21 protein-coding genes are annotated in these 23,742 nt (G+C 67.6%); 4 read left to right on the plus strand and 17 right to left on the minus strand.

Going from position 1 to position 23,742, the window contains the following annotated elements; genetic code table 11:
* The first annotated feature begins 160 nt into the window (after window positions 1–160).
* Both amaB and DQ229_RS15510 read left to right on the plus strand, forming a co-directional pair.
* The gene (gene amaB, locus DQ229_RS15505; RefSeq protein WP_114967178.1) at window positions 161–1,663 is read left to right on the plus strand and encodes an L-piperidine-6-carboxylate dehydrogenase; all 1,503 of its coding nucleotides are present in this window, start codon (window positions 161–163) and stop codon (window positions 1,661–1,663) included.
* 95 nt (window positions 1,664–1,758) lie between these two features.
* Window positions 1,759–3,177: a ferredoxin reductase family protein gene (locus DQ229_RS15510; RefSeq protein WP_238381143.1), complete on the plus strand. Its 1,419-nt coding sequence runs from the start codon at window positions 1,759–1,761 to the stop codon at window positions 3,175–3,177.
* Between the two features lie 32 nt (window positions 3,178–3,209).
* Here the strand turns inward: DQ229_RS15510 and DQ229_RS15515 are convergent, their stop codons facing one another.
* From DQ229_RS15515 to pyrH, 14 genes are all read right to left on the minus strand, one after another.
* The gene (locus DQ229_RS15515) at window positions 3,210–3,506 is read right to left on the minus strand and encodes a hypothetical protein (protein ID WP_114967180.1); all 297 of its coding nucleotides are present in this window, start codon (window positions 3,504–3,506) and stop codon (window positions 3,210–3,212) included.
* A gap of 65 nt (window positions 3,507–3,571) precedes the next feature.
* Window positions 3,572–4,756: a lipid-A-disaccharide synthase gene (gene lpxB, locus DQ229_RS15520; RefSeq protein ID WP_114967198.1), complete on the minus strand. Its 1,185-nt coding sequence runs from the start codon at window positions 4,754–4,756 to the stop codon at window positions 3,572–3,574.
* Complete coding sequence (locus DQ229_RS15525) at window positions 4,753–5,601, minus strand: LpxI family protein (protein ID WP_114967181.1); 849 nt, start codon at window positions 5,599–5,601, stop codon at window positions 4,753–4,755. The genes lpxB and DQ229_RS15525 overlap by 4 nt, the downstream gene beginning before the upstream one ends.
* Window positions 5,602–5,611: 10 nt before the next feature.
* A complete protein-coding gene (gene lpxA / locus DQ229_RS15530; protein WP_114967182.1) occupies window positions 5,612–6,409 on the minus strand; it encodes an acyl-ACP--UDP-N-acetylglucosamine O-acyltransferase in 798 nt (265 codons plus the stop codon).
* 6 nt (window positions 6,410–6,415) lie between these two features.
* Window positions 6,416–6,892 carry a 3-hydroxyacyl-ACP dehydratase FabZ gene (gene fabZ, locus DQ229_RS15535; RefSeq protein WP_114967183.1) on the minus strand — a complete coding sequence of 159 codons (477 nt, stop codon included), beginning with the start codon at window positions 6,890–6,892 and terminating at the stop codon, window positions 6,416–6,418.
* Between the two features lie 336 nt (window positions 6,893–7,228).
* Window positions 7,229–7,942 (minus strand): OmpH/Skp family outer membrane protein, encoded by a 714-nt coding sequence (locus DQ229_RS15540; RefSeq protein ID WP_114967184.1) that lies wholly within the window; start codon window positions 7,940–7,942, stop codon window positions 7,229–7,231.
* On the minus strand, window positions 7,942–10,185 hold the full coding sequence (gene bamA / locus DQ229_RS15545; RefSeq protein WP_238381145.1) for an outer membrane protein assembly factor BamA: 2,244 nt from the start codon (window positions 10,183–10,185) through the stop codon (window positions 7,942–7,944). Before bamA ends, DQ229_RS15540 begins: the two co-directional genes overlap by 1 nt.
* A 325-nt stretch (window positions 10,186–10,510) precedes the next feature.
* Window positions 10,511–10,648: a hypothetical protein gene (locus DQ229_RS16665; RefSeq protein ID WP_202909596.1), complete on the minus strand. Its 138-nt coding sequence runs from the start codon at window positions 10,646–10,648 to the stop codon at window positions 10,511–10,513.
* Between the two features lie 105 nt (window positions 10,649–10,753).
* Window positions 10,754–12,094: an RIP metalloprotease RseP gene (rseP, locus tag DQ229_RS15550; protein WP_114967186.1), complete on the minus strand. Its 1,341-nt coding sequence runs from the start codon at window positions 12,092–12,094 to the stop codon at window positions 10,754–10,756.
* A gap of 3 nt (window positions 12,095–12,097) precedes the next feature.
* Complete coding sequence (gene dxr, locus DQ229_RS15555) at window positions 12,098–13,309, minus strand: 1-deoxy-D-xylulose-5-phosphate reductoisomerase (protein ID WP_114967187.1); 1,212 nt, start codon at window positions 13,307–13,309, stop codon at window positions 12,098–12,100.
* A gap of 1 nt (window position 13,310) precedes the next feature.
* A complete protein-coding gene (locus DQ229_RS15560; protein ID WP_114967188.1) occupies window positions 13,311–14,117 on the minus strand; it encodes a phosphatidate cytidylyltransferase in 807 nt (268 codons plus the stop codon).
* Entirely contained in the window at window positions 14,114–14,839 is a 726-nt protein-coding gene (gene uppS / locus DQ229_RS15565) for a polyprenyl diphosphate synthase (protein ID WP_274378855.1), read from the minus strand. Before uppS ends, DQ229_RS15560 begins: the two co-directional genes overlap by 4 nt.
* A gap of 51 nt (window positions 14,840–14,890) precedes the next feature.
* Window positions 14,891–15,454: a ribosome recycling factor gene (gene frr / locus DQ229_RS15570; protein ID WP_114967189.1), complete on the minus strand. Its 564-nt coding sequence runs from the start codon at window positions 15,452–15,454 to the stop codon at window positions 14,891–14,893.
* 94 nt (window positions 15,455–15,548) lie between these two features.
* Complete coding sequence (gene pyrH, locus DQ229_RS15575) at window positions 15,549–16,286, minus strand: UMP kinase (protein ID WP_114967190.1); 738 nt, start codon at window positions 16,284–16,286, stop codon at window positions 15,549–15,551.
* Window positions 16,287–16,433: 147 nt separating this feature from the next.
* Between pyrH and miaA the strand changes: the two genes are divergently transcribed.
* Entirely contained in the window at window positions 16,434–17,384 is a 951-nt protein-coding gene (miaA, locus tag DQ229_RS15580; protein ID WP_114967191.1) for a tRNA (adenosine(37)-N6)-dimethylallyltransferase MiaA, read from the plus strand.
* Between the two features lie 300 nt (window positions 17,385–17,684).
* A complete protein-coding gene (locus tag DQ229_RS15585) occupies window positions 17,685–18,557 on the plus strand; it encodes a hypothetical protein (RefSeq protein ID WP_114967200.1) in 873 nt (290 codons plus the stop codon).
* A 654-nt stretch (window positions 18,558–19,211) separates the two neighbouring features.
* Here DQ229_RS15585 and DQ229_RS16935 read toward each other — a convergent pair.
* From DQ229_RS16935 to ligA, 3 genes are all read right to left on the minus strand, one after another.
* Complete coding sequence (locus tag DQ229_RS16935) at window positions 19,212–19,334, minus strand: hypothetical protein (protein WP_274378856.1); 123 nt, start codon at window positions 19,332–19,334, stop codon at window positions 19,212–19,214.
* A 95-nt stretch (window positions 19,335–19,429) separates the two neighbouring features.
* Window positions 19,430–21,520, minus strand: coding sequence for an ATP-dependent DNA helicase RecG (recG, locus tag DQ229_RS15590; RefSeq protein ID WP_114967192.1), 2,091 nt, complete (start codon window positions 21,518–21,520; stop codon window positions 19,430–19,432).
* Between the two features lie 5 nt (window positions 21,521–21,525).
* On the minus strand, window positions 21,526–23,649 hold the full coding sequence (ligA, locus tag DQ229_RS15595; protein ID WP_114967193.1) for an NAD-dependent DNA ligase LigA: 2,124 nt from the start codon (window positions 23,647–23,649) through the stop codon (window positions 21,526–21,528).
* Window positions 23,650–23,742: the final 93 nt, after the last annotated feature.

Here is a 23,742-nt window from a genome sequence, read left to right on the forward strand (position 1 = left end):
CGCCTCGCAAAGCGGGTCTCGCAATGTCATCCATGCGGGCAAAGCCGCGATGGAAGGGCAGTGGGAGTGAGTTCTCAGGTGGCGAACACCTAGCCCTTCGCCCCTTTCCGGCGCTATGCTGCACGGAAAACCCTCCCTGCCCGACCGGAAAGGAACAGCCATGCAGCACGCCGACACCCTTGCCGCCTGCGGATTTGATCCGGCGGAACTCACCGGCGGGGACCTGCCCGCGCGCTCGCCCATTGACGGGGCCGAACTGGCCCGATTGCGCCAGACCCGCCCCGCCGATCTGCCCGAAATCATCACCCGCGCCACTGCCGCCTTCAACGCCTGGCGCAGCGTCCCGCCGCCCCGCCGGGGCGAGCTGGTGCGGCTGTTCGGCGAGGAGCTGCGCGCCGCCAAGGCCGAACTGGGCGCGCTGGTGACGCTGGAGGCGGGCAAGATCACCTCTGAGGGTCTTGGCGAAGTGCAGGAGATGATCGACATCTGCGATTTCGCCGTGGGCCTGTCGCGCCAGCTGTACGGGCTGACCATCGCCTCCGAGCGCCCCGGTCACCGGATGATGGAAACCTGGCATCCGCTGGGGCCGGCGGGCGTGATCACCGCGTTCAACTTCCCCGTCGCGGTCTGGTCGTGGAACACGGCGCTGGCGCTGGTGTGTGGCGATCCGGTGATCTGGAAGCCTTCGGAAAAATCGCCCCTCACCGCGATGGCCTGCATGAAGATCCTTGGCCGCGCGCTGGAACGGTTCGGGCCGGACGCGCCCGAGGGGCTGGTGCAACTTGTGATCGGCGGGGCCGATCTGGGCGCCGCGCTTGTCGAGGCCCCCGAGATGGCGCTGATCTCGGCCACCGGCTCAACGCGCATGGGCCGGATCGTCGCGCCCAGAGTCGCGGCGCGCTTTGGCCGCTCGATCCTGGAACTGGGCGGCAACAACGCGATGATCGTGGCCCCCTCGGCCGATCTGGACATGGCGCTGCGGGCCATCGTCTTCTCGGCGGTGGGCACGGCGGGGCAGCGCTGCACCTCGCTGCGCCGGCTGATCGTGCATGAAAGCCTGCGCGAAGATCTGACCGCGCGACTGGTCAAGGCCTATGCCAGCCTGCCCGTGGGCGACCCGCGCGCGCCCGGCACGCTGGTGGGGCCGCTGATCGACTACGCCGCGCTTGAGCAGATGCAGGCCGCGCTGCAGCGTGCCCGCGCCGAGGGCGGCACGGTGCATGGCGGCGAGGCCGTCACCAAGGGCGTGCCCGAGGGCGGCGCTTATGCCGCCCCCGCCATTACCGAAATGCCGGCGCAAACAGACATCGTGCGCGAGGAAACCTTCGCCCCGATCCTGCATGTGATGGGCTACGAGGATTTCGAAACCGCCATCGCCCTGCAGAACGGCGTGCCGCAGGGGCTTTCCGCCAGCCTGTTCACCCGCGACCTGCGCGAGGCGGAAACCTACCTTTCCGCGGCGGGCGCCGATTGCGGGATCGTCAATGTCAATATCGGCCCTTCCGGCGCCGAGATCGGCGGTGCCTTTGGCGGCGAGAAGGAAACCGGCGGCGGGCGCGAGAGCGGCTCGGACGCGTGGAAGGGCTATATGCGCCGCGCCACCAACACCATCAACTATTCGGACGAACTGCCGCTGGCACAGGGCGTGCGATTCGATTTCTGAGCGCCTATGCTGGCACCGTGACACCACGCGCCGCCAAGACCGAAAAGAGGCAAGCATCAGAAATGGCAAATAATTCTTCCAAGCCTCCTTTTGCCTTGCCCGCCTGGGCGCTGGCACTGCTGTTCATCGCGGTGATCGCGCTGCCGCTGGTGCTGGCGGGCATGGCCGATGAACCGATCGATTTCTGGACCGAGGCCGCCGCCGCCACCGGCATCGCCGGCGGCACGCTGCTTTTGCTGCAACTGGTCAGCAGCGGCCGGTTCAAGCGCCTGTCAGGCCGCATCGGCATCGACGTGACGATGGGGTTTCACAAATGGGCGGCGCCTGTGGGGCTGGTGCTGGTGCTGTTGCACCCTGTCCTGCTGGCCGCCCCGGTTGACCCGAGCGACCCGCTGGTCGCGATCAGGCGGCTGTGGCGGATGCTCAGCGCGCCCAACCTGTGGGACGGGGTCGCGGCGCTGGTGGTGATGGGCTTGCTGATCGGCACGGCACTTGGGCGCGAGCGGCTGGGTCTGCGCTATGAGGTCTGGCGCGCCAGCCATGCGGTTCTGGCGCTGGCGCTCGTGGGGCTGACGGTGTTTCACGCGCTCAAGCATGGTTTCTACGCCTCCGAGGGCATGATGCGGCTGTTCTGGCCGGCGCTGGCGGTCGCTGTGGTGGTGCCGATGCTGTCGGTCTATCTGCGCAAGGCGATCAGCCTGCACCGCCATGACTGGCGCATCGCAAAGGTGCGCGCGCGGGCTGACAGGCTTTGGGAAATCACCGTCGAAAGCGCCACGAGCCGCCCGCTGGAATTCCGCGCCGGGCAGTTCGGCTGGCTGGCGGCCACTGGAGGGCGGATGCCGGTTTACTTCGACCATCCGTTTTCCATCGCCTCTGGCCCGCAAGACGGCACGCGGCTGCGCTTTCTCATTCAGGAGGCGGGCGATTTCACCGACACGGTGGGCGACCTGCCCGAGGGCCGCCGCGTGGGAATCGACGCTCCGCACGGAAGCTTCACCCCCGATGCCTTGGCGGGGGCCGAACGCATTATCCTGATCGCCGGCGGCGTGGGCATCGCGCCGATGGTCGGCCTGCTGGAAGACATGCAAGCGCGGCGCGAGACGCGCCCCGTGCACCTGATCTATGCCGCCCGCGACAGCGCCGCGTTGCTGGACCGGGCGCTGCTGGACCCGCCCCTGCAGGCCATCGGCGGGAAGGCCACCTATCTGGCAGACAAGCCCGGCGGTGCCGAGGGTGTGGGCCAGGGACCGATCACCGGGGCCCATCTACGCGCGGCCCTGGGCGACACTCCACCCGAACGCTGCGCCACGATGATCTGCGGCCCCGGCGGCATGACGACCAGCGTGACCGACACACTGCACCAGATGGGCCTGCCGCTGGCGGCGATCCATTACGAGCGTTTCGACTATGATGACGAGGCAGGCTCGATCAAGGACCGCCAGATACTTACCCGCTTCCGCATGGTAGGGCTGGCGGTGGGGCTGGCAGCGCTGGCCTTCGCGCTGCGCTGAGATGGGCCGCAGCAGCGGCCCACCAGCAAGATCTACTGCGCCAGCATATAGGCGATGATGTCGCGGCGCACCTGCGCATCCGGCGCGAAATGCTCGGGCAGGAACTCTTCAAGCCACTCGGCGCGCGCCTCGTCATCGTCGCCCGGCACACGGCGGGTGATCCGCGCCGCCGAGGCATGGCATTCGGCGCAATCGGCGGCGTATCCGGCCTCGCCACGTTCCAGATCGGCGGGCAGAAGCTCGTCGGCTTTCCCGGCTTCATAAGCGAAAGCGGCGGAACCGGATGCGATGGCGAGAATCGCGGCGGCGGCGGCCAGACAGCGTTGCATGAAGTATTCCTTTCCCTGCAATGGCGTGAAGCAGTTGCGCGCGCGGGCTTCCTGTGCCCGTAGGGTCAGTGTGACACGCCGGCAGGCTTCCTGCCAAGCACCCTGAGTACCGACGCCGCCGCACGCAGCCCCGGCGGCGGGCCGCCGCGACCCAGCCGCTCCATCGTGCGCGCCATGGCATCCAACTGCGTGGCGCGCTCGGGGCCGTCCTGCATCAGCGCGCGCAGGGCCGGCACGATCAGTTCGGCCCGGCAGCGGGGGCCGAGGAATTCGGGCACCGCGCGGGTTTCGCTGACCAGGTTTACCAGCGTTACGGTATCGACCCGCAACATCCGCGCCACGATGAATCGCGTCAGCGGGTTCATGTCATAGGCGATCACCATCGGCGTGCCGCTTGCGGCCAGTTCCAGAGAAACCGTGCCCGAGGCCGCAAGCGCCAGGTCGGCGGCGGCGAAGGCCGCGCGTTTTTCGTCCGCGTCGCTTTCTGCGGGGTCCAGCACCACCGGCGCGCCCGGCCAGCGCGTGGCCAGCGCACGCGCCGTATCGGCCACGCCGCGCACCGTGGGCAGCACGACGCGCAGATCGGGCTGCGCGGCCACCATCTGTTGCAAGACCTCGCCGAACACCGGGCCAAGGCGCGCCAACTCCCCCGCGCGCGAGCCGGGCAGCGCCAGCAGCAGCGGCGCCTGCGCGGCGATCGCATGGCGCGCGCGAAAGGCCTGCGCCGCGCCCGCATCGGCCACCGGCTGGCTTGCCACCGGGTGGCCCACGAAATCGCAACTCATGCCCGCGGCCTGCATATACGGCGGCTCGAAGGGCAGAATCGCCAGCACATGGTCGATCACCCTGGCCATCTTCGCCGCGCGCCCCGCGCGCCAGGCCCAGACTGAGGGCGCGACATAGTGGATGGTGCGCAGGCCCGGATTGCGCGCCCGCACCTTGCGCGCGACCCGCAGGCAGAAATCGGGGCTGTCGATGGTGATCAGCGCCTCGGCGCGGCTGGAGAGCACCGCTTGCGCCGCCTGGTCTATCCGGCGACGCAGGTCGAAATAGCGCGGCAGCACCTCGGCCAGGCCCATGACTGAAAGCTCTTCCATCGGAAACAAGCTTTGCAGCCCCTCGGCCTGCATCTGCGGCCCGCCGATCCCCAAAAATTCCACTGGCTCGGGCGCAAGCTGCGCCAGCCCCTGCATCAGCGCCGCGCCAAGTGCATCGCCCGAAGGCTCGCCGGCGATGACGAAAAGCTTCATGGCGCGCGCGACCACAGGAACAGCCCCGCCGCATCGGCCGCCGCGATCATCTCGTCGCGGTCGATGAGCAGCACGCCGCCGGCCTCGAAGGCAACCCCGGAAAGACCCGCGCGCGCCGCCCGTTCCACCGTGCCCGGCCCCAGCGCAGGCAGGTCGATGCGGCGTTCCTGCCCCGGCTTGGGCGCCTTGTAGAACACCCCGCCCCGGGGGCCGTCGCCGCGTGGCAGTTGCGCGACCACGTCGAGCATGTGATCGGTGCCCGGCAGGGCCTCGACCGCAAGGCAGAGCCCCTGCGCCACCACCGCGCCCTGCCCCACATCGACCGCGCCGAGCGCCGCAACTACTTCGGCGGCGCGTTCGGTGTCGCGCTCATCCTCCGGCCCCGGCGCCACCGCGCCCAGCACGCCCGGCGCGGGCAGCAGCGCCGGTGCGACCTGATCGGCGCCCACCACGGCAAAGCCATCCTCCTGAAACAGCGCGACCACCGCGCGCAGCAGCGCGTCATCGCCGCCCTGCATTGCCGCGACAAGCTGCGGCACAAGCTGGGCGCTGCGCGGATCGAACAATTCCGGCTCAAGACGCGGGCGACGCATCGCCCCGGCAAAGACGACACGGCGCACCCCCGCCTCGTGCAGATGGTCAAGAAAAAGCGCCAGACGCTCGACGCGAAAGCGCGTGATCTCGGCCTCTTCCGCGCCCTCGATGGGAAATCCCTGCATTTCGGCCAGCAGCGGTGCCTCGCCCGCGTCTTGCAAGGCACGCGCCAGAATCATCGGCAGCCGCCCCTGCCCGCCGATTATGGCGATGCGCCCCTCAGGCTGCGCCTCGACGGCACTCGTGCCCATGGCTGCCCCCTTACTGCGGCTTCAGAAACGATCGGTCGGACTGGGCCAGGATGAAGCCCACCATCTCGCGCACCAGCGGGCTGTCGGATTCAGCGGCGATCTGGGCGGCGCGATCCTGCAAGGCGCCCTCGCCCACGGCAAGCTGGCCGTAGGCCGCGCGCAGGGCGCTGATCTCGGCCCGGTCCAGGCCGCGCCGCTTCAGCCCCACCAGGTTCAGGCCGTCAAGCTGCCCGCGCGGCCCCTGCACCAGACCGAAGGGGATCACATCATGCGTGACCATCGTCACCGCGCCGATGATCGCACCGCGCCCGATCCGCACGAACTGGTGCACACCGGAAAGCCCGCCGATGATGACCTCGTCCTCGAGGATGCAATGCCCGGCGATGGCAGCCTGATTGGCCAGGATCACGCCGTTGCCGATCTGCGCATCATGGCCGACATGCGCGCCGGTCATCAACAGACAGTCATCGCCCACGCGGGTGACGCCGCCGCCGCCCTCGGTGCCGATGCTCAGCGTGGCTCCTTCGCGGATGCGGGTGCGCGCCCCCACCACCAGCCGCGTCGGCTCGCCGCGGTATTTCAGATCCTGCGGCACCTCGCCCACGCAGGCAAAGGGAAAGATCACGCTGTCTTCGCCGATCTCGGTGCGGCCCGTGACCACCGCGTGGCTTTTCACCTCGACACGGGTGCCAAGCCGCACATGCGCGCCGATCACGGCAAAGGGGCCGATGCGGCAGCCGGGGCCGATCTCGGCGCCTTCCTCGACCAGCGCGGCGGAATGAATATGGGCAGAAGGGTCAATGGCCACGGGCGATCAGCCTTTGCTCAGGTCGATCATGGCGGTGAACTCGGCCTCGGCGGCGACCTCGTCGCCCACCCGGGCCACGCCTTCGAACTTCCACACGCGGCTGCTGCCGCGCTTCACGGTGACATGAAGCTCGAGCACGTCGCCCGGCACCACCTTGCGGCGGAACTTGGCCTTCTCGATCGCCATGAAATAGACCAGCGGCTCTTTGTCGACCAGGTCGAGCGTCAGCCCCACCAGCACCGCCGAGGTCTGGGCCATGGCCTCGATGATGGTCACGCCGGGCATGATCGGGGCGCCGGGAAAATGCCCCTGGAAATGCGGCTCGTTGAAGGTGACGTTCTTGACGCCGGTGGCGGCCCTGGCCAGTTCGATCCGGTTGACCTTGTCGATCAGCAGAAACGGATAGCGATGCGGGATAATCCGCTGGATCAGATGAATATCTGCCTCGGTCGTTTCGGCCCAGGCGGGTGCCGCGTCAATCATGTTGTCTCCTTGTCGGTTTCTGCCCAAGCCCCGGAAATCGCACGGCGGGCGCCGATGTCCGTCTGTTGGAGTAGCAACTCGCCCCCCCGCTGACAAGGCGGGGCGCAGAGGGGCCCGGGGCTATCGCATTTGGAATCTAAGCACGTCGAAAGGAGATCAAAGGCTTCTGGATGACACGGCACCTTGGCAGACGGCCCGCCCGGCGGCAACGCCGGGCAGCGCCGGCCTGCCCCCCGGCAGGCGCTTCCCTCGGGCCTTTTCGCGGGCCGGGTTATGCAGGGGTCTCTCAAATGCGATTCCCCTGCAGAGGGGCCGGATACACCCGCGGCGGGTGGCTCAGTCCGGATCGGCCGGGTTGGGCAACTCCAGCGGCGGGCCGCCTTCGGGCGGCAGGGCCGGTGCCGGCGGCTGGGATGGCTGGGCATCGTCGGGCGGCAGATCGATCTGCGGCAGCAATTCGTCGGGGGCGCCGTCGCGGGCAGTGCCGATCGTGTCATCGATCCGCTCGATGGCTTCATCGGTCATGTCGATGGGGGCGGCGACGAGAAAGATCGCGCGGTTGTCCAGCACTGCCACCGCGCCGGCCTCGAGCACGATCTGCGAAAGCACCGGCAGCGCAAGTTCGAAAAAACGCTGCCGCTCGGCATCGCGGAACTGGGCCAGGGCCACGCTCTTGGCTTCCTGCTCGCGCCGGATCTGCTGCACCATCTGGTCGAAATCATCGGCAAGCGCGCGAAACTCTTCGGGCGGAAGCAGCGGGCGTTCTTCGGTCAGAGTGCGTTCTTCGGCAGAGAGTTGCTCTTCCAGGCGCCGGTTCTCGGCAGCAAGCGCGCGCGATGCGGCCTCAAGCTGGTCGAACACCCGCACACCGAAGGCCGATTCCTCGAATAAGCGTTCCTGATCCAGCGTCAGAACCGGGCTTTGCGGACGTTCGGGTTGCGCTTGCTCGCCCAGAGGGAACGGCCCGTCGGGCAATTGCGCCCGAAGCCCGGCGGGCGCAACGGCGGCAGCCAGGGCCGCCGCCAACGCGAACCCCCGTTTCCCGTGCATCAGAACCGCGTCGAGATCGTCAGGTCAAAGTTCTGCTTGCGGTCGTATTCCAGCTTGCGCACCGGATTCGAGAAGTTGAAGCGCAAGGGCCCGATGGGCGTATCCCAGAAGATCGAGAAACCCACAGCGGCACGCCAGTGGAGGCTGTCATCGACAGGATCAGTACCTGTTGGGCCACCATTTCGATTGTCCAGCCCCCAAACCGTCCCGACATCGAAGAACAGCCCGCCGGAGATCCCGTATTCCTCGGGCAGTCCGATGGGGAAATCGGCCTCGAACCGCGCCACGGCAAACATGTTGCCGCCCAGGGCATCGCGATTATCAGCTTCCCTATCCCGCGGCCCGATCCCCGTGGGGCGGAAGCCGCGCATCCGGTCTCCCATGAAGAAGCGCTCGGTCACGCGGCTGTCGCCGCTGAGCATGTGCAACGCGCCGCCTTCAAGTTCGGCGCGCAGGGTCACATCCTCGTTCATGATGCGCCGCTCGACCGAGCCAAGCGCGGTGGTCTTGACGAAACGGCGGTCACCACCGAACCCGGCAAGCTCCTGGTCGAAGCGCACGAGGTAGCCGAAGGTCGGGTTCAGATCGCTGCCGCGCGTGTCATAGGTGTAGGTGTAACCAAAGGCGCTGGTCGTCGCCTTGCCAGCCTCGTCCTTGATGATTTGCGAGGTGCCTCCGTCCACATCCCTGATCTCGTCGCGCGTGAAGGTGTAGCGCAGGTTCAGCCGCGAAAACTCGGTCAGCGGGAAGCCCAGGCTCGGGCTGATGGCGATTGTCTTGGTGTTGAAATCGCGGTCCAGCTCGGTATCGGTGGTGCGATAGACAAAGGACAGCCCAGCGCGCAGGTCACGGTCCAGGAAGGCCGGCTCGACGAAGTTGAAGTTGAACTGCCGTTCATCGCGCGAGGTGTTGAGCATCAGGTCGAGCTGCTGGCCGCGACCCAGGAAGTTGCGCTCGGAGAAGTTGATGCTGAAGCCGATGCCTTCGTTGATGGCATAGCTCACGCCGAAGCCCAGCGAGCCGGTGGTCGTTTCTTCCAGGTCGACATCGACCACCACCTGATCCTCGGCCGAGCCCTGGCGCCCCTCGACATTCACGTCCGAGAAATAGCCGAGCGCGCGAATGCGTTCCGCCGCCTCGCGGATTTCGCGCGGGTTCAGCGGGTCGCCCTCGACAATGCGGAACTGGCGCCGCACTACGCGGTCAAGCGTGGTGGTGTTGCCCTGGATGTCGATGCGTTCGACGAAGATGCGCTCGCCCTCGACGATCGCGAAGGTCACATCGAGAATCTGCTCGCGGTCGTTGCGCTCGAACCGCGGCTCGATCCGGGCAAAGCGCAGCCCCTTCTGGTTGGCCACGCGCTCAAGCCGGGCGATGTTGGTCTCGATGATGGTGGGCGAGAAGGTCACACCGGGGCGCAGGCGCAGCTCGCGCTCGAAATCGGCGGTATCGACTCCCTCGATCTCGCTGACCAGATCGACGCTGCCCACGCGATAGGACTGCCCCTCGCGAATGGTGAAGGTGATGAAGAAGGCATCACGCTCCTGCGCCAGTTCCGAGGTCACGTTGAGCACCTCGAAATCGATGAACCCGCGCGCCTGGTAGAAATCGTTCAGCAGTTGCTTGTCGAGTTCGATCCGCTCTTCCAGGAAGGTGTCGCGCTGGACAAAGGTGCGCAGCAGCCCCGCCTGCTTGGTTTCAAGCACCTGGCGCAGGCGGAAATCGGAATAGGTACGGTTGCCCACGAAGGACAGCCGCTCGACCTCGACCACATTGCCTTCGCGCATCGCAAAGACCAGATCGACGCGGTTGTTCGACCGGCGGATGATGCGCGGCGTCACCTCGGCGGCAACGCGGCCGGACTGCGCGTAAAGATCCGTGATGGCGGCGGCGTCGGCCTCGGCGACACTGGGCGAATAGACCCGGCGCGGCTGCGACTGCACGACCGAGGCAAGCTGCTCGTCGTTCAGGCGCCGGTTACCCTCGAAATTGATCACGTTGATGGTGGGCCATTCGCGCACCTGGATATTCAGGGTGCGCCCGGCCGGCTCGAAATTCACTTCCTCGAACAGGCCGGAGTTCTGCACCCGCTGAAAGGCGGCGTTCAGCTCGCCCATGCTGACGGTCTGACCCGGCGCGATTCCCGCATAGCTGGCGATGGTGGCCGACTCGACGCGCTCATTGCCCGAGATGTTGATCGCACTGAACTGATATTGCTGCGCCTCGGCAGGCACAGGGAACATCAGATAAATCACTGATATAATGGCAATAAACCATGTCATGAGCGTTGCGGGCACAGTGCCTGTGCCGCGCCCGCGCGCCGCGTGAAGTCCGACCAATTCGCGCATGTCGCCGTCCTGTTCCGCCGTATTTATATTTGTTCCTGAGTAGCGGCTTGGGGGGCTGATGTCAAAAGCCCTGCGCGGCCCGGCAGGCCGATTTCCGCAATGTTCTGTGGACAACTCGAAACGGCGGCCGGGCTCCGTGCCCGCCGCCCTGCCCGAAAAGCATGAGATTCAGCTTTTCTGGGCTGTTGCCGGATACCTGGACTGGCCAAACCTGCCCGGTTCAGATCGAGGTGAGGACCGACCCCAGGAACGCCCCCGCCAGCAACCCGACGACGAGCGTACCGATATAGAAAATCCGGTCCCAGTTGATGTCGATCAGCAGCGACAGCCCGCGATAGCCTGCTTGCAACGTCTGCATGGTCGTTTCCCCCTGCTCCGGGCTTAGAATAATCGGTCAAGCCGCTGGATAAAGGCAGAATGTGGCGCGATTTTGGCAAAGCTGCGATGCCCCCGTGACGATCCGTCAAGGGCAGAACAGGTCGTTCGTCAGCGCAAAGACCATCAGTGTCAGGATCAGCGCCAGCCCCACCGCCATGAGAATGCGCAAGGCGCGGTCGCTTGGCGGTTTGCCTGCCACGGCCTCATAGGCGTGAAACACCAGATGCCCGCCATCGAGCACCGGCACCGGAAACAGGTTGAGCAGCCCGATGGCGGTGGACAGCACCGCGATGAACCAGATGAAGCTGGAAAGCCCGTCGGCCGCCATCGCGCCCGAGGTCTCGGCAATGCCGATCGGGCCGCGCAGGTTGCACGAGCTGATCGCGCCGGTGATCATGTGGTAGAGTCCCGAAAGACTGGTCTGGATGATGAATCCGGTCTGGCTGACCCCCAGCATCGCGGCCTCGCCCAGGCCGGGGCGGCGGGTTTCGACCTCGAAGAACAGCCCGCCCGAGATCCCGATCAGCCAGCGGGTCTCGAACCCGCCTTCGGGCAGCGGCAGGTCCATCCGGCGCGGCTCCAGCTCCACCTCCAGCTGTTCGCCCGCACGCCAGATATCCAGCAGCAGCGGCGCCCCGTCATAGGCGCCAACCTGATCGCGCAGCTCGTTGAAGCTGTAGATCGGCGTGCCGTTGACGGCCAGAACCACGTCGCCCTGCTGCAGCCCGGCGTCGCGCGCGGCCGATTGCGGCTGCACCGAGGCGGCAAGCGGCGGCAGCGGGTATGGGCCGACAACCTCGCGCTCGTCACCGTTGCGCGCCACGCGATAGCTGACCTGCGGCGCGGGTTCCAGACCGTCGATCGCGGCAAAGAAGGCGGCGTTATCGGGGGTCGGCTCGCCGCCGACGGAAAGGATACGGTCGCCGGACCGCAATTCCTGCTGCTGCACCGGCAAGGGGGTGATTTCGCCCACCACGGGGCGGTCGGTGGGCACGCCCGACGCCAGGTAGAACCCGGCAAAAACAAGAATCGACAGCACAAAGTTGAAGAGCGGCCCCGCCGCCACCGTGGCCGAACGCGCCCAAAGCGGCGCGCCATGCATGGTGCGGCGGCGCTCGGCCTCGCTCATCTCTTCGAACGCGTCGTCATCCTTGCCCGAGGAGGCCGCGTCGGAATCGCCGGCGAACTTGACATAGCCTCCCAGCGGCAGCGCCGCTATCTGCCAGCGCGTGCCGTGCCGGTCCTGCCGCGAGAACAGCACAGGCCCAAACCCGATCGAGAACACATCGGCATGTATCCCCGACCAGCGGCCGACGATGTAATGGCCGTATTCATGCACCGCGACGATGATCGACAAAGCGACCACAAAGGCCAGCAGCGTGAAGAACAGCCCGCCAAAAGAGGGAATCAGCCCGAAAATATCCACCCGTTACACCCTCTTCCCGCCTGCTTTGCCTGTCATTGTCGCACCTGCCCCGGCGATCACCTCGCCCGCAGTCACCCGGGCGAGATGGTCTATTTCCAGCACCTGATCAAGGCTGGATGGGGCAATTGTGAGATCGCCGCGCGCGTTCAGCCGCGCAAGCGTTTCCTCGACCGCCCCGGCCATTGCCGCAAATCCCAGCCGCCCGGCGATGAAATGGTCCAGCGCGATCTCCTTGGCGGCGTTGAAGGCCGCGCCCGCCCCGCCGCGGGTCTCCATCACCTCGCGCGCCAGCCGCAACGCGGGAAAGCGCACCGGATCGGGCGCCATGAAACTGAGCTGCCCGAGTGCGGCAAGATCGAGCCGCGCCACCGGCGTTTCGCGCCGCGCCGGCCAGTTGAGCGCATAGCCGATCGCATGGCGCATATCGGCCACACCCAGATGCGCCATCAGCGCCCCGTCGGCAAAGCCCACCAGCGCATGAACCACCGATTGCGGATGCACCAGCACTTCGATCCGTTCGGGCGCGATGCCGAAATACTCCCGTGTTTCAATTAGTTCCAGCGCCTTGTTGAACATGCTTGCGCTGTCGATGGAAATGCGCTGCCCCATCGCCCAGTTGGGGTGCGCCACGGCCTCGGCCAGGGTTGCGCGGGCCAGGCGCTCGGCGGGCCAGTCGCGGAAAGGACCGCCCGAAGCGGTCAGGATCACCCGCTCGACCGTGGCGATGTCTTCGCCCACCAGCGCCTGGAAGATCGCCGAATGCTCGCTGTCCACCGGCAGGATCGTGGCGCCGTGGCGCGCGGCCTCGGACAGCAGCAGCGGCCCGGCGGCAACCAGGCTTTCCTTGTTGGCCAGCGCCAGCGTGCCGCCGTGACGCAACGCCCGAAACCCCGGCGCCAGCCCAGCCGCGCCCACAATGGCCGACATCACCCAGTCGGCGGGCCGGTCGGCGGCCTCGATCAGCGCGGACTGCCCGGCGGCGGCCTCCACCCCGCTGCCCGCCAGTGCGATGCGCAGATCGTTCAGACAATCCTCATGCGCGGTGACGGCGATCTGCGCACGCAACGTGCGCGCCTGCTCGGCCAGCAGCGCAACATTGCGCCCGCCGGTCAGCGCGACCACCTCGAACGCCGCCGCGCCGCCCTGACGTGCAAGCAGATCGACAGTGCTCACACCGATCGACCCGGTCGCGCCAAAAATGGAGACTTTCCGCATGTCAGTATGCACCCGGCGCCGCCAATCCGAAGCGCGCCACCAGAAGAAACAGCGCCGCCGCCGCGATCAGCGCATCGAAACGGTCAAGCACCCCGCCATGGCCGGGGATCAGGTTGGAGCTGTCCTTCACACCGACACGGCGCTTGAGCGCGCTTTCGGCGATGTCGCCCAACTGCCCGGCCATTACCACCAGCAGCGACAGAACCATAAGCCCCGCCCCCACCCCCAGCGGCCCGAGAAACGCGGCCCCGATGGCCAGCCCCGCCAGCCAGCCCGCAACAGTGCCCGACCAGGTCTTCTTGGGGCTGATGCGCGGCCAGAACTTCGGCCCGCCCAGAATGCGTCCGGCGAAATAGCCCGCCATATCCGAGCCGACCACCAGCAGCACCAGCCAGAGCAGCCACGGCAGGCCATACTCGATCCGCAGCACGATCAGCGCATGCGCCGCCAGGCAGATCAGCAGCGCATACCCCGCGCCCGCCTGACGCAGCCGCGGCAGGATCATGCCCGCGACCACCGCGGGTAGCAGCAGGATCGGCAGCACCATCCAGGGCGCCAGCAGCAGGCTGCCCGCCGTCACCATGGCCCCGCCGCCGGCCGCCAGCGCCAGCCGCGCCGCGCGCGCCTCGGGCGCGGGGCCAAGCATGGTCAGCATCTCCCACAGCATGGCGGCCGTGACCAGCGCGACAAGCAGCGCGAACCACAGCCCCCCCGCCCAGGCCGCCGCCACGCCGATCACGGCCATCACCAGCGCCGACCCGATGCGCAGCCCCAGATCGCCAAACAGCGCCTGCCCCGCCCCGGTCATGTGCTGGCCTTTCCGAAACGGCGCTCGCGGCTGCGGAAACGGTCGAGAATGCCGCTGAACTCCTCGGGGGTGAAATCAGGCCAGAGCGTGGGGGTGAACTCGTATTCGGTATAGGCCGACTGCCAGAGCAGGAAATTGGAAACGCGCGTCTCGCCGCTGGTGCGGATCACCAGGTCCGGGTCGGGCAGCCCGGCGGTGTCGAGCCGCGCCGCAAGCTGCGCCTCGTCAATCGCCTCGGGTGCCAGTGTCCCGGCGGCCACGTCCTGCGCCAGGGCGCGCGCGGCGCGCAGGATCTCGTCGCGCCCGCCATAGTTCAGCGCCACGGTCAGGTTGAGCCGCGTGTTTTCCTGCGAGGTCCGCTCGATCCATTTCATCAGGTTTCGCATGCGCGCATCCAGCGGCGCCCGGTCGCCGATGAAACGCATCCGCACGCCTTCGGCCTGAAGGGTCACGGCCTCGCGCCGGATCACCCTGCCCATAAGCGACATGAGGCCGATCACCTCTTCGGTGGAGCGTTTCCAGTTCTCGGTCGAAAACGCATAGAGCGTGACATGGCTGACGCCGAGATCCGGGCAGGCCTCGACAATCTGCTTGGCCCGCTCGGCGCCGCGGCGATGTCCGAACAGCCGGGGCCAGCCGCGCTGACTGGCCCAGCGCCCGTTGCCATCCATGATGATGGCAACATGCAGCCCCTCGGCGGTATCGGTATCCTTGGCGGCCAAAGCCTTTCCTTCCAGCGTCCGGGCATATTGCAGGTGCCGCGGGCCGCATGCTCAGATCTGCATGATTTCGGCTTGCTTGTCGTCCAGCGCCTTGTCGATCGCGGCGATCTTGCGATCGGTCAGTTCCTGCACCTCGTCGGCCCAGATCTTGTGGTCGTCCTCGCTCATTCCGGCGGCCTTGGCTTTCTTGAGCTGGTCCATCCCGTCGCGGCGCACGTTGCGCACCGCCACGCGGGCGTGTTCGGCATATTGCGCGGCGACCTTGCTAAGCTCGCGGCGGCGTTCCTCGTTCAACTCGGGGATCGGCAGGCGGATGATCGTGCCGTCGACCACCGGGTTGATGCCCAGCCCCGAATCGCGGATCGCACGCTCGACCTTACCGACAAGCCCCTTGTCCCAGACATTGACGGTGACCATGCGTGGCTCGGGCACGTTGACGGTGCCGACCTGGTTGATCGGCGTCATCGCGCCATAGGCATCGACCTGCACGGGTTCGAGCATGGAGGCCGAGGCCCGCCCCGTGCGCAGCGATGCAAATTCCTGCCGCAGCGCGGCCATCGCGCCATCCATGCGGCGCTCAATATCGTCGATGTCGATTTCGATTTCGTCTGACATGTCGCTCACCTCTCGGCTCCGCCCCCTGGCGCGGGCGGCCCCTGCCCCGTTTTACCATTCCCTATAAGGGTAATGGCTTCATAAAGAAACCGTCTCAGCCATGCACGCGCGTCGCGCGCCCCTCGCCGCGCAGGATGCCGCAAAAGCCGCCCGGCTCGTCCAGCGAGAAGACGATGATCGGCAGCCCGTTGTCGCGCGCCAGGGCAATCGCCGAGGCATCCATGACCTTGAGGTTCTTTTGCAGCACCTCGTCATAGGTAACATCGTCATAGCGCTTGGCATCCGGGTTGGTCATCGGATCCTTGTCATAGATCCCGTCCACCTTGGTGCCCTTGAAGATTGCCTCGCAAGCCATTTCATTGGCGCGCAGCGTCGCTGCCGTGTCGGTGGTGAAATATGGATTGCCGGTGCCCGCGGCAAAAATGCAGACGCGCTTTTTCTCAAGGTGGCGCACCGCGCGGCGGCGAATATAGGGCTCGGCGATTTCATCCATCCGGATGGCGGTGATCACGCGGGTGTGGATATCCTCGGCCTCCAGCGCGGCCTGCATCGCCAACGCGTTCATCACCGTGGCCAGCATTCCCATGTAATCGGCCGTGGTGCGTTCCATCCCCTGCGCGCTGCCCTGAAGCCCGCGAAAGATGTTGCCGCCGCCGATCACCATGCAGATCTCGACACCCATGTCGTGAACCGCCTTCACCTCGGAGGCGATGCGCGCCACCGTGGGCGGGTGCAGCCCGTAGCCTTGCGGCCCCATCAGCGCCTCGCCCGAAATCTTGAGCAGAACGCGGCGATAGGCGGCCTTCGGCTCCTGTCCCTCTGTCTCTGTCATTGGCTGCCAACCCCATCCTGGCTGATTGTGATTATGTCCGATTCTCCGGGCCTTTTTGCCCGGTCCCCCATGACAGGGTTTTCCCGCGGCGGAAAATGTCCCAAAACCGCGCAGGGTTCAACGAAGAACCGCGCAGGAGGCCCGCCAATGAAACGCCCTGCCCCCCGGCAGCCGGCCAATGACGCAGATGCAGCCCCGCTGGGCGACAGCGCCGAGGCCGCGCGCGCCTTTGCCCGCACGCTGGCGCCGGGGCAGCATGTGCTGATCGCGGGGCCGACGGCCTCGGGCAAGTCGGCGCTGGCGCTGGCGATCGCCGAAGCTGCGGGCGGCATCGTGGTCAATGCCGATGCGCTGCAGGTCTATGAGTGTTGGCGCATCCTCACGGCGCGCCCCACGCCCGAGGACATGGCGCGCGCGCCGCACCGGCTTTACGGCCATGTCGCCTGCGACGCGCCCTATTCGGTGGGGCACTGGCTGCGCGAGGTCGCAGACCTGCTGCAAGGCGGCCGGCGGCTGATCGTCACCGGCGGCACCGGGCTTTATTTCACAGCACTCACCGAAGGGCTGGCCGAGATACCCGCAACCCCGCCCGAGATCCGCGCCGAGGCGCAGGCGCGGCTGAACCGCGAGGGCGCACAGGCGCTGGCCGCCGAACTGGACCCCGAAACCCGTGCCCGGACCGATACGCAGAACCCCGCCCGCGTGATGCGCGCCTGGGAGGTCTTGCGCGCCACCGGCCGGGGCCTGGCCGCCTTTCAGGCCGAAACGCCGCCGCCGCTGCTGCCCGCCGGCACGGCCGAGCGGCTGCTGTTCACCCCCGATCCGGCCTGGCTGGCCCGGCGCATCGACCGACGCTTCGAGGCCATGATGGCCGCCGGGGCGCTGGAAGAGGTGCGCGCCCAATTGCCCCGCTGGACCCCGGCGCACCCCTCGTCGCGGGCCATAGGCGCCGCCGAACTGGTCGCGCATCTGCACGGCGAAATCCCGCTGGACGCGGCCATCGCCCAGGCCAAGACGGCCACCCGGCAATACGCCAAACGCCAGCGCACCTGGTTTCGCAACCGGCTGAAAGGCTGGCGCCCCGTGCAGCCCGGCTAGGATATGGTGCGTATGGTCGGTTGCCTTCTGCCCGGGCTGCTTGCGGCCCGGGCATGCGCCCGCCCGCCCCCAAGGCGGGCGCATTCGCGCCCACCTCGGGCGACCGCATGCCCTCTGTTCGGATTAGAATGAAACCGATCAAACGCGGGCACGCTATCAGGAGATACTACGGCCCGACCCCGCGCCACGCCACTAAGCGCGCGCCGCGAAGGCTTGCAATGCCGCCGCGTCTGGCCAATGTTCGGACGCGGAAGCGACATGCCACAGGGCCGCACAGGGCGGCGAGGGTCGGAAACCGCGATGCAACATGACGATCTGGAAAGCTTCCTGCAGCGGCGGACGGGGCATCTTGCGCGCGGGCCGGTCGCGCTGTTCTTCGTCGAGGATTCGATCGAGGTGGAAAGCTCGCTGCGCCATCTTCTGGCGCGCGGTTTCGCCACCGTTCTGGCCTTCGTGCCCGAGGGGCTGGACCTGGCAATCCCCGATGGGGCCGCCGACAGGGTGGTGGTGCTGCGCCATCAGGTGCGCGCCGCCGGTGCGGTGACAGGGGCCGTCAACCGGGTGATCGAGGCGGCGCCGGGGCAATGGCTGCATTATGGCTTCAACGCCGAATATCTGTTCCACCCTTTCTGCGAGTCCCGGTCGGTGGGCGAGATGCTGGCTTTTCACGCCGAGGAACGGCGCGAGGCGATGCTGACCTTCGTTGTCGATCTTTATCCGGGGGATCTGGCGGCGGCGCCATCGGGTGTCAGTCTCGAAGGTGCCCATCTCGACGCGATGGGCTATTTCGCCGAGGCCCGGCGCGACCCCGCAACCGGGCACCCGCGCGAGCGGCAGCTGGATTTCCACGGCGGCATCCGCTGGCGCTTCGAGCAGCATATCCCCGCGGCAAGCCGCCGCATCGACCGGGTCGCGCTGTTTCGCGCCCGGCCTGGACTGCGCCTGCTGGAAGATCATCGCCTCAACGACGAAGAGATGAACACTTACGCCTGCCCCTGGCACCATAACCTGAGCGCGGCGACGGCCTCCTTCCGCACCGCCAAGGCGCTCAGGGCCAACCCCGGATCGGCCGACGAGGTCACGCGTTTCCACTGGTCCGGCTCGGTGCCGTTCGACTGGACATCGCGGCAGCTCATGGAACTGGGCCTGATGGAGCCGGGGCAATGGTTCTGAACCGGGTTCACGCCCGCTGGACAGGCCGTGCGGGCAGTTCTCCCGCATCATGAGGGTCACGCGAGGCCGGGGCCTCCGCGCCCACCCCGCTGTAGCATGGGCACACCTTTGGCGTGACGGCGGGCGCGTCCGCGCGCCCCTCGGGCGGGCACATACCCCCCTGGCTGGAACTGGACGAGTCCACTTCAACGCAATACGTCTTGACGGGCGGCTGATCAAGCCGCCCAAGCTGCCGTTTGCAACGCGGAAACGGAAAGCTGTTCCTTGACCCGACATCGCACCCGGGAGTTGAGGGCCGCGCCCGACCCTGGGTGGGCGCTTGGCGACACCTGTTCTGCGCGATGCCCTCAAAAGCATCAATGCCATCAATAAGATGCGCGGCACCGCCAAAGCGCCCTCCCTGGGGGAGGGGCGGGCGTGGCGCGGAACAGCTTTCCGTTTTCACATACCTCAGATGCCTTTTTCAGCAACCTGTTAATGCTCCGCCACATAAAAAACCGCCGCACCCTCGAAAAAGGGGCGGCGGCAGTTGCAGGTCTGGCGACCCCGGCACCACGCAAGGCAGGCGGCAACCGGAAAAGCTGCGGGCAGGACAGACGCGCCCGGCAGGGAAAGGCCGGGCAGATCGCGCGTCACGCCAGACTGCGAGGCAGGTCAGAAAACGAGCGGCAGATGAAGCGCCCCAAGAAGCAGAACGACCAGCGCGGCCACACCGGCCATATCCTGCGCCAAAGTCGGCGCGCTGCGGCGGAACGTGGCTTTGAGTTCGTACAGCATGGGGCACCTCGCCTGTTTCCCGTGTTGTCTCTTTGTTCTCATACATGGCGCGACACGTCAAGAACTTAAAGAGAACAAAAGGGAACATCAGGCGATCATCCGACCCCGAGCAGCCGGATTGCCTTGTCCTGCTCCATCAGCCAAAGCAGGATACGCGCCGCTTCTCCGCGCGGGGTTTTCAGGCCGGGGTCATCGTTGAGCAGCCGCCGCGCATCCGACTGCGCCAGCGCCATCAGCGCCGCCTGCCGTTCCAGATCGGCGACGCGAAAGCGCGGCAGCCCCGATTGCGCGGTGCCGATCAGATCGCCCGCGCCGCGGATCGCCAGATCCTCCTCGGCGATGCGAAAGCCGTCATCGGTGTCGCGCAGCACCTTGAGCCGCCGCGCCGCCGTCTCGCCCAGCGGCGGGCGATACATCAACAGGCAGGTCGAGGCCGCCGCCCCGCGCCCCACGCGCCCGCGCAGCTGGTGCAATTGCGCCAGCCCGAATATCTCGGCGCGCTCGATCACCATGATCGACGCCTCAGGCACATCCACGCCCACCTCGATCACCGTGGTGGCGACCAGCACGCGCGTCTCCCCCGCGACGAAGGCGGCCATGGCGGCGTCCTTCTCGGAGGGCGGCATCTGGCCATGCACCAGCCCCACGCGCCCCTCGCCCAGTGCCGCGCGCAAGTGGCGAAAGCGTTCCTCGGCGGCGGTCAGATCGACGGCCTCGCTTTCCTCGACCAGCGGGCAGACCCAATAGGCCTGACGTCCCTCTTCAAGCGCCTGCGCCAGATGCGCGACCACCTCGTCCATGCGCGCGGCCGACACCAGCGCGGTGCGCACCGGCGTGCGGCCCGGCGGCTTTTCATCCAGCACGGAAACATCCATGTCGCCATAATGCGCCAGTGCCAGGCTGCGCGGGATCGGCGTGGCGGTCATCACCAGGATGTCGGGGCGCTGCCCCTTGGCCCCCAGCGCCATGCGCTGCGCCACGCCGAACCGGTGCTGCTCGTCGATCACGGCAAGGCGCAGATCGGCGAATTCGACCCCTTTTTGAAACACCGCATGGGTGCCCACCAGAATGTCGATCTCGCCCGCTTCCAGCGCCGCCAGCAGATCGGCGCGTTCGCGCCCCTTGTCGCGCCCGGTCAGCAGCGCCAGCCGCACCCCGGCAGCCTCGGCCAGCGGGGCCAGCGCATGATAATGCTGGCGTGCGAGGATCTCGGTGGGGGCCATCATCACCCCCTGCCCGCCCGATTCGACCGCCGCCAATAGCGACAGCAGCGCCACCAGCGTCTTGCCCGCCCCCACATCGCCCTGAAGCAGCCGGTTCATCCGCGTCTCGGCGGCCATGTCGGCGGTGATCTCGGCCACGGCGCGGGTCTGCGCGCCGGTCGGTGCATAGGGCAGTGCCGCCAGCACTCGCGCGCGCAGCCGCCCGTCGCCCTTGCTGGGACGGCCACGCTGCTTGCGCCGCTCGGCCCGCGCCAGCGCAAGTGTCAACTGGTGCGCCACGAGTTCATCGTAAGCCAAGCGCTGCCGCGCCGGATGCGTGGGCGCCAGCGCCGCCGCACTTTCGGGCGCATGGGCCTGGTCGAGCGCGGCGCGCCAGTCGGGCCAGCCCTCGCGCGCCTTGAGCGCCGGGTCGATCCACTCGGGCAACTCGGGTGCGCGGGTCAGCGCCGCAGCGGCCGCTTTTTGCATCACCCGCTGCGTAACTCCGGCCGTCAGCGGATAGACCGGCTCGAAGGCGGGCAGATCGCCTGCCTCTTCCGGGCGCAGCACATGTTCGGGATGCACCATCTGCGCCACCCCGTCGAACAGCTCCACCCGCCCCGACACGATGCGCCGCTGACCCGTGGGCAGCAGGTTTTTCAGATACTCCGCCCGGGCGTGAAAGAAGACCAACAGAAACTCGGTCTGCGCGTCGCGCACCTGGACGCGGTAGGGGCGCCCGCGCCCGCTGGCGGGCATGTGCTGGCCCACCACCACCTCGACCGTGGCAACAGCCGGCGGCGTGATTTCGCGGATCGAGGCCCGGCGGCGCCGATCCACCCCGGAATGCGGCAGGGTGAACAGCAGATCGCGCGGCCGCTCCACCCCCAGCCCGGCAAGGCTGCGCGCGACGCGCGGGCCGACGCCCGGAAGGGTCTCGATCTCCGCGAACAGCGGAAACAGGATTTCGGGGCGGCCGGCCACCGCGCTCAGGCCCCCTCGATGAGGCGCAGCCAGGCGTCTTCGTCGATCGTCTCGATGCCCAGTTCGGCAGCCTTCTTAGCCTTCGATCCCGCCCCCGGCCCGGCGACCAGCAGATCGGTCTTGGCGGAAACCGAGCCGGAAACCTTGGCCCCCAGCGCCTCGGCGCGGGCCTTGGCCTCGGCGCGGGTCATCTTTTCCAGCGTGCCGGTGAAAACGACGGTCTTGCCCGCCACGGGGCTGGTGGCCGGCGCGCGGGTTTCGGCCTCTTCCACCTCCAGCAGCGCCACCAGCCGGTCGATCGAGGCGCGCTCGGCCTCCTGATGAAAGGCGGTGATCAGCGAGGTGGCCATCACCGCGCCCACGCCATCGATGCTGAGCAGGTCGTCCCATTCCGGGCCTTCATCGATCCGCGCATGGGTCATCGCCGCCTCGAACGCCCCCCATGTGCCATAGTGGCGCGCCAGCAGCCCGGCGGCGGCCTCGCCCACATGGCGGATACCCAGCGCGAAGATCAGCCGCCTGAGCGGGATGCGCCGGCATTCGCGGATCGCGGCAAAGAGGTTGGCGGCGGATTTCTCGCCCCAGCCCTCGCGATTCCTGAGTTGGCGGGGCTGGCCCGGGCCGTAGCGTTCCTCAAGTGTGAAGATATCGGCGGGCTCCCTGATCCAGCCGTCGCGCCAGAAGGATTCGACCTGTTTTGCGCCCAGCCCCTCGATGTCGAACGCCGCGCGGCTGACGAAATGCTTGAGCCGCTCGACCGCCTGCGCCGGGCAGATCAGCCCGCCCGAACAGCGCCGCACCGCATCGCCCGGCTCGCGCACCGCGTCCGAGCCACATTCGGGGCATTTTTCGGGGAATTGATAGGGCTGGGCATCAGCCGGGCGCTTCGACAGGTCCACATCGGCCACCTTGGGGATCACGTCGCCCGCGCGGTAGACCTGCACCCAGTCGCCCACGCGGATATCCTTGCCCTCGCGGATCGGGTTGCCGCGCGCGTCCCGCCCGGCGATGTAATCCTCGTTGTGGAGCGTCGCGTTCGACACCACCACACCGCCCACCGTGACCGGCGTGAGCCGCGCCACCGGTGACAGCGCGCCGGTGCGCCCCACCTGGATGTCGATGCCCTCCAGCCGCGTCCAGGCCAGTTCGGCGGGGAATTTATGCGCCAGCGCCCAGCGCGGCGTGGTGGAGCGAAAGCCAAGCCGCGCCTGAAGCGCGAGATCGTCGATCTTGTAGACCACCCCGTCGATGTCGTAGCCCAGCGTCGCGCGGCGCTGTTCGACCTCGCGGTAGAGTGCAAGCATCTCGTCAAGTCGGTCGCAACGCCGCGTCAGCGGGTTGGCGGGAAAGCCCAGGGCCGACAGCCGCTCGATGGCGCCGCTCTGCGTGTCGGCCAGCGGCTCTGACAGCGCGCCCCAGCCATAGGCGAAAAAGCGCAGCGGGCGCGCGCGGGTGATTTCCGGGTCAAGCTGGCGCAGCGACCCGGCGGCGGCGTTGCGCGGGTTGGCGAAGGTCTTGCCCCCCGCCCTTTCCTGCCGTTCGTTCAGCGCGGCAAAATCGGCGTGGCTCATGTAGACCTCGCCACGCACCTCGAGCAGGTCGGGCGCGCCGCTCAGTTTCGCGGGAATGTCGCCAATCGTGCGGGCATTCGCGGTTACATCCTCGCCCACCTCGCCATCGCCGCGCGTGGCGGCCCGCACAAGCCGGCCCTTCTCATAACGCAGGCTCAGCGAAAGCCCGTCGATCTTGGGCTCGGCGGTGAAGGCCAGCGGCGCCTCGGGGCCAAGGTTCAGATAGCGGCGAATGCCGGCCACGAAATCCTCGACATCGGCGGCGTCGAACGCATTGGAAAGCGACAGCATCGGCATCTCGTGCCGGACCTTGCCGAACCCCTCCACCGGGGCGGCGCCCACACGCTCACTGGGGCTGTCGGGGCGCTTGAGATGGGGAAAGCGCGCCTCGATCGCGGCATTGCGGACCTTGAGCGCGTCATATTCGGCATCGGAAATCTCGGGCGCGTCAGCACGGTGATAGGCCTTGTCCGCGGCAGAGATGGCCTTTGCCAGCCGCGCAAGTTCCGCCCGCGCCTCGTCCTCGCCCAGATCCGCCACGGCCTTTGTTTCGCTCATCGCTGCGCCTCCTGCTGCGCCCCATGTGATAGGAGCGCGGCGGCGCGGCGTCCAGATGCAAGCGCAAGACAGGGGGCTACGGGCGCTGGCGCG

Source organism: Alkalilacustris brevis (assembly GCF_003350345.1).
Classification (GTDB): domain Bacteria; phylum Pseudomonadota; class Alphaproteobacteria; order Rhodobacterales; family Rhodobacteraceae; genus Alkalilacustris; species Alkalilacustris brevis.

What these genes read in the sequence shown, in the direction of transcription:
- bamA (WP_238381145.1), bottom strand. Translation starts at nt 10,185, where the DNA reads ATGTTCCCTGTGCCTGCCGAGGCGCAGCAATATCAGTTCAGTGCGATC.
- pyrH (WP_114967190.1), bottom strand. Translation starts at nt 16,286, where the DNA reads ATGACAGAGACAGAGGGACAGGAGCCGAAGGCCGCCTATCGCCGCGTT.
- DQ229_RS15540 (WP_114967184.1), bottom strand. Translation starts at nt 7,942, where the DNA reads ATGCACGGGAAACGGGGGTTCGCGTTGGCGGCGGCCCTGGCTGCCGCC.
- DQ229_RS16935 (WP_274378856.1), bottom strand. Translation starts at nt 19,334, where the DNA reads ATGCTGTACGAACTCAAAGCCACGTTCCGCCGCAGCGCGCCGACTTTG.
- miaA (WP_114967191.1), top strand. Translation starts at nt 16,434, where the DNA reads ATGAAACGCCCTGCCCCCCGGCAGCCGGCCAATGACGCAGATGCAGCC.
- DQ229_RS15515 (WP_114967180.1), bottom strand. Translation starts at nt 3,506, where the DNA reads ATGCAACGCTGTCTGGCCGCCGCCGCCGCGATTCTCGCCATCGCATCC.
- amaB (WP_114967178.1), top strand. Translation starts at nt 161, where the DNA reads ATGCAGCACGCCGACACCCTTGCCGCCTGCGGATTTGATCCGGCGGAA.
- dxr (WP_114967187.1), bottom strand. Translation starts at nt 13,309, where the DNA reads ATGCGGAAAGTCTCCATTTTTGGCGCGACCGGGTCGATCGGTGTGAGC.
- DQ229_RS15585 (WP_114967200.1), top strand. Translation starts at nt 17,685, where the DNA reads ATGCAACATGACGATCTGGAAAGCTTCCTGCAGCGGCGGACGGGGCAT.
- fabZ (WP_114967183.1), bottom strand. Translation starts at nt 6,892, where the DNA reads ATGATTGACGCGGCACCCGCCTGGGCCGAAACGACCGAGGCAGATATT.
- DQ229_RS16665 (WP_202909596.1), bottom strand. Translation starts at nt 10,648, where the DNA reads ATGCAGACGTTGCAAGCAGGCTATCGCGGGCTGTCGCTGCTGATCGAC.
- ligA (WP_114967193.1), bottom strand. Translation starts at nt 23,649, where the DNA reads ATGAGCGAAACAAAGGCCGTGGCGGATCTGGGCGAGGACGAGGCGCGG.
- frr (WP_114967189.1), bottom strand. Translation starts at nt 15,454, where the DNA reads ATGTCAGACGAAATCGAAATCGACATCGACGATATTGAGCGCCGCATG.
- lpxB (WP_114967198.1), bottom strand. Translation starts at nt 4,756, where the DNA reads ATGAAGCTTTTCGTCATCGCCGGCGAGCCTTCGGGCGATGCACTTGGC.
- DQ229_RS15525 (WP_114967181.1), bottom strand. Translation starts at nt 5,601, where the DNA reads ATGGGCACGAGTGCCGTCGAGGCGCAGCCTGAGGGGCGCATCGCCATA.
- DQ229_RS15560 (WP_114967188.1), bottom strand. Translation starts at nt 14,117, where the DNA reads ATGACCGGGGCGGGGCAGGCGCTGTTTGGCGATCTGGGGCTGCGCATC.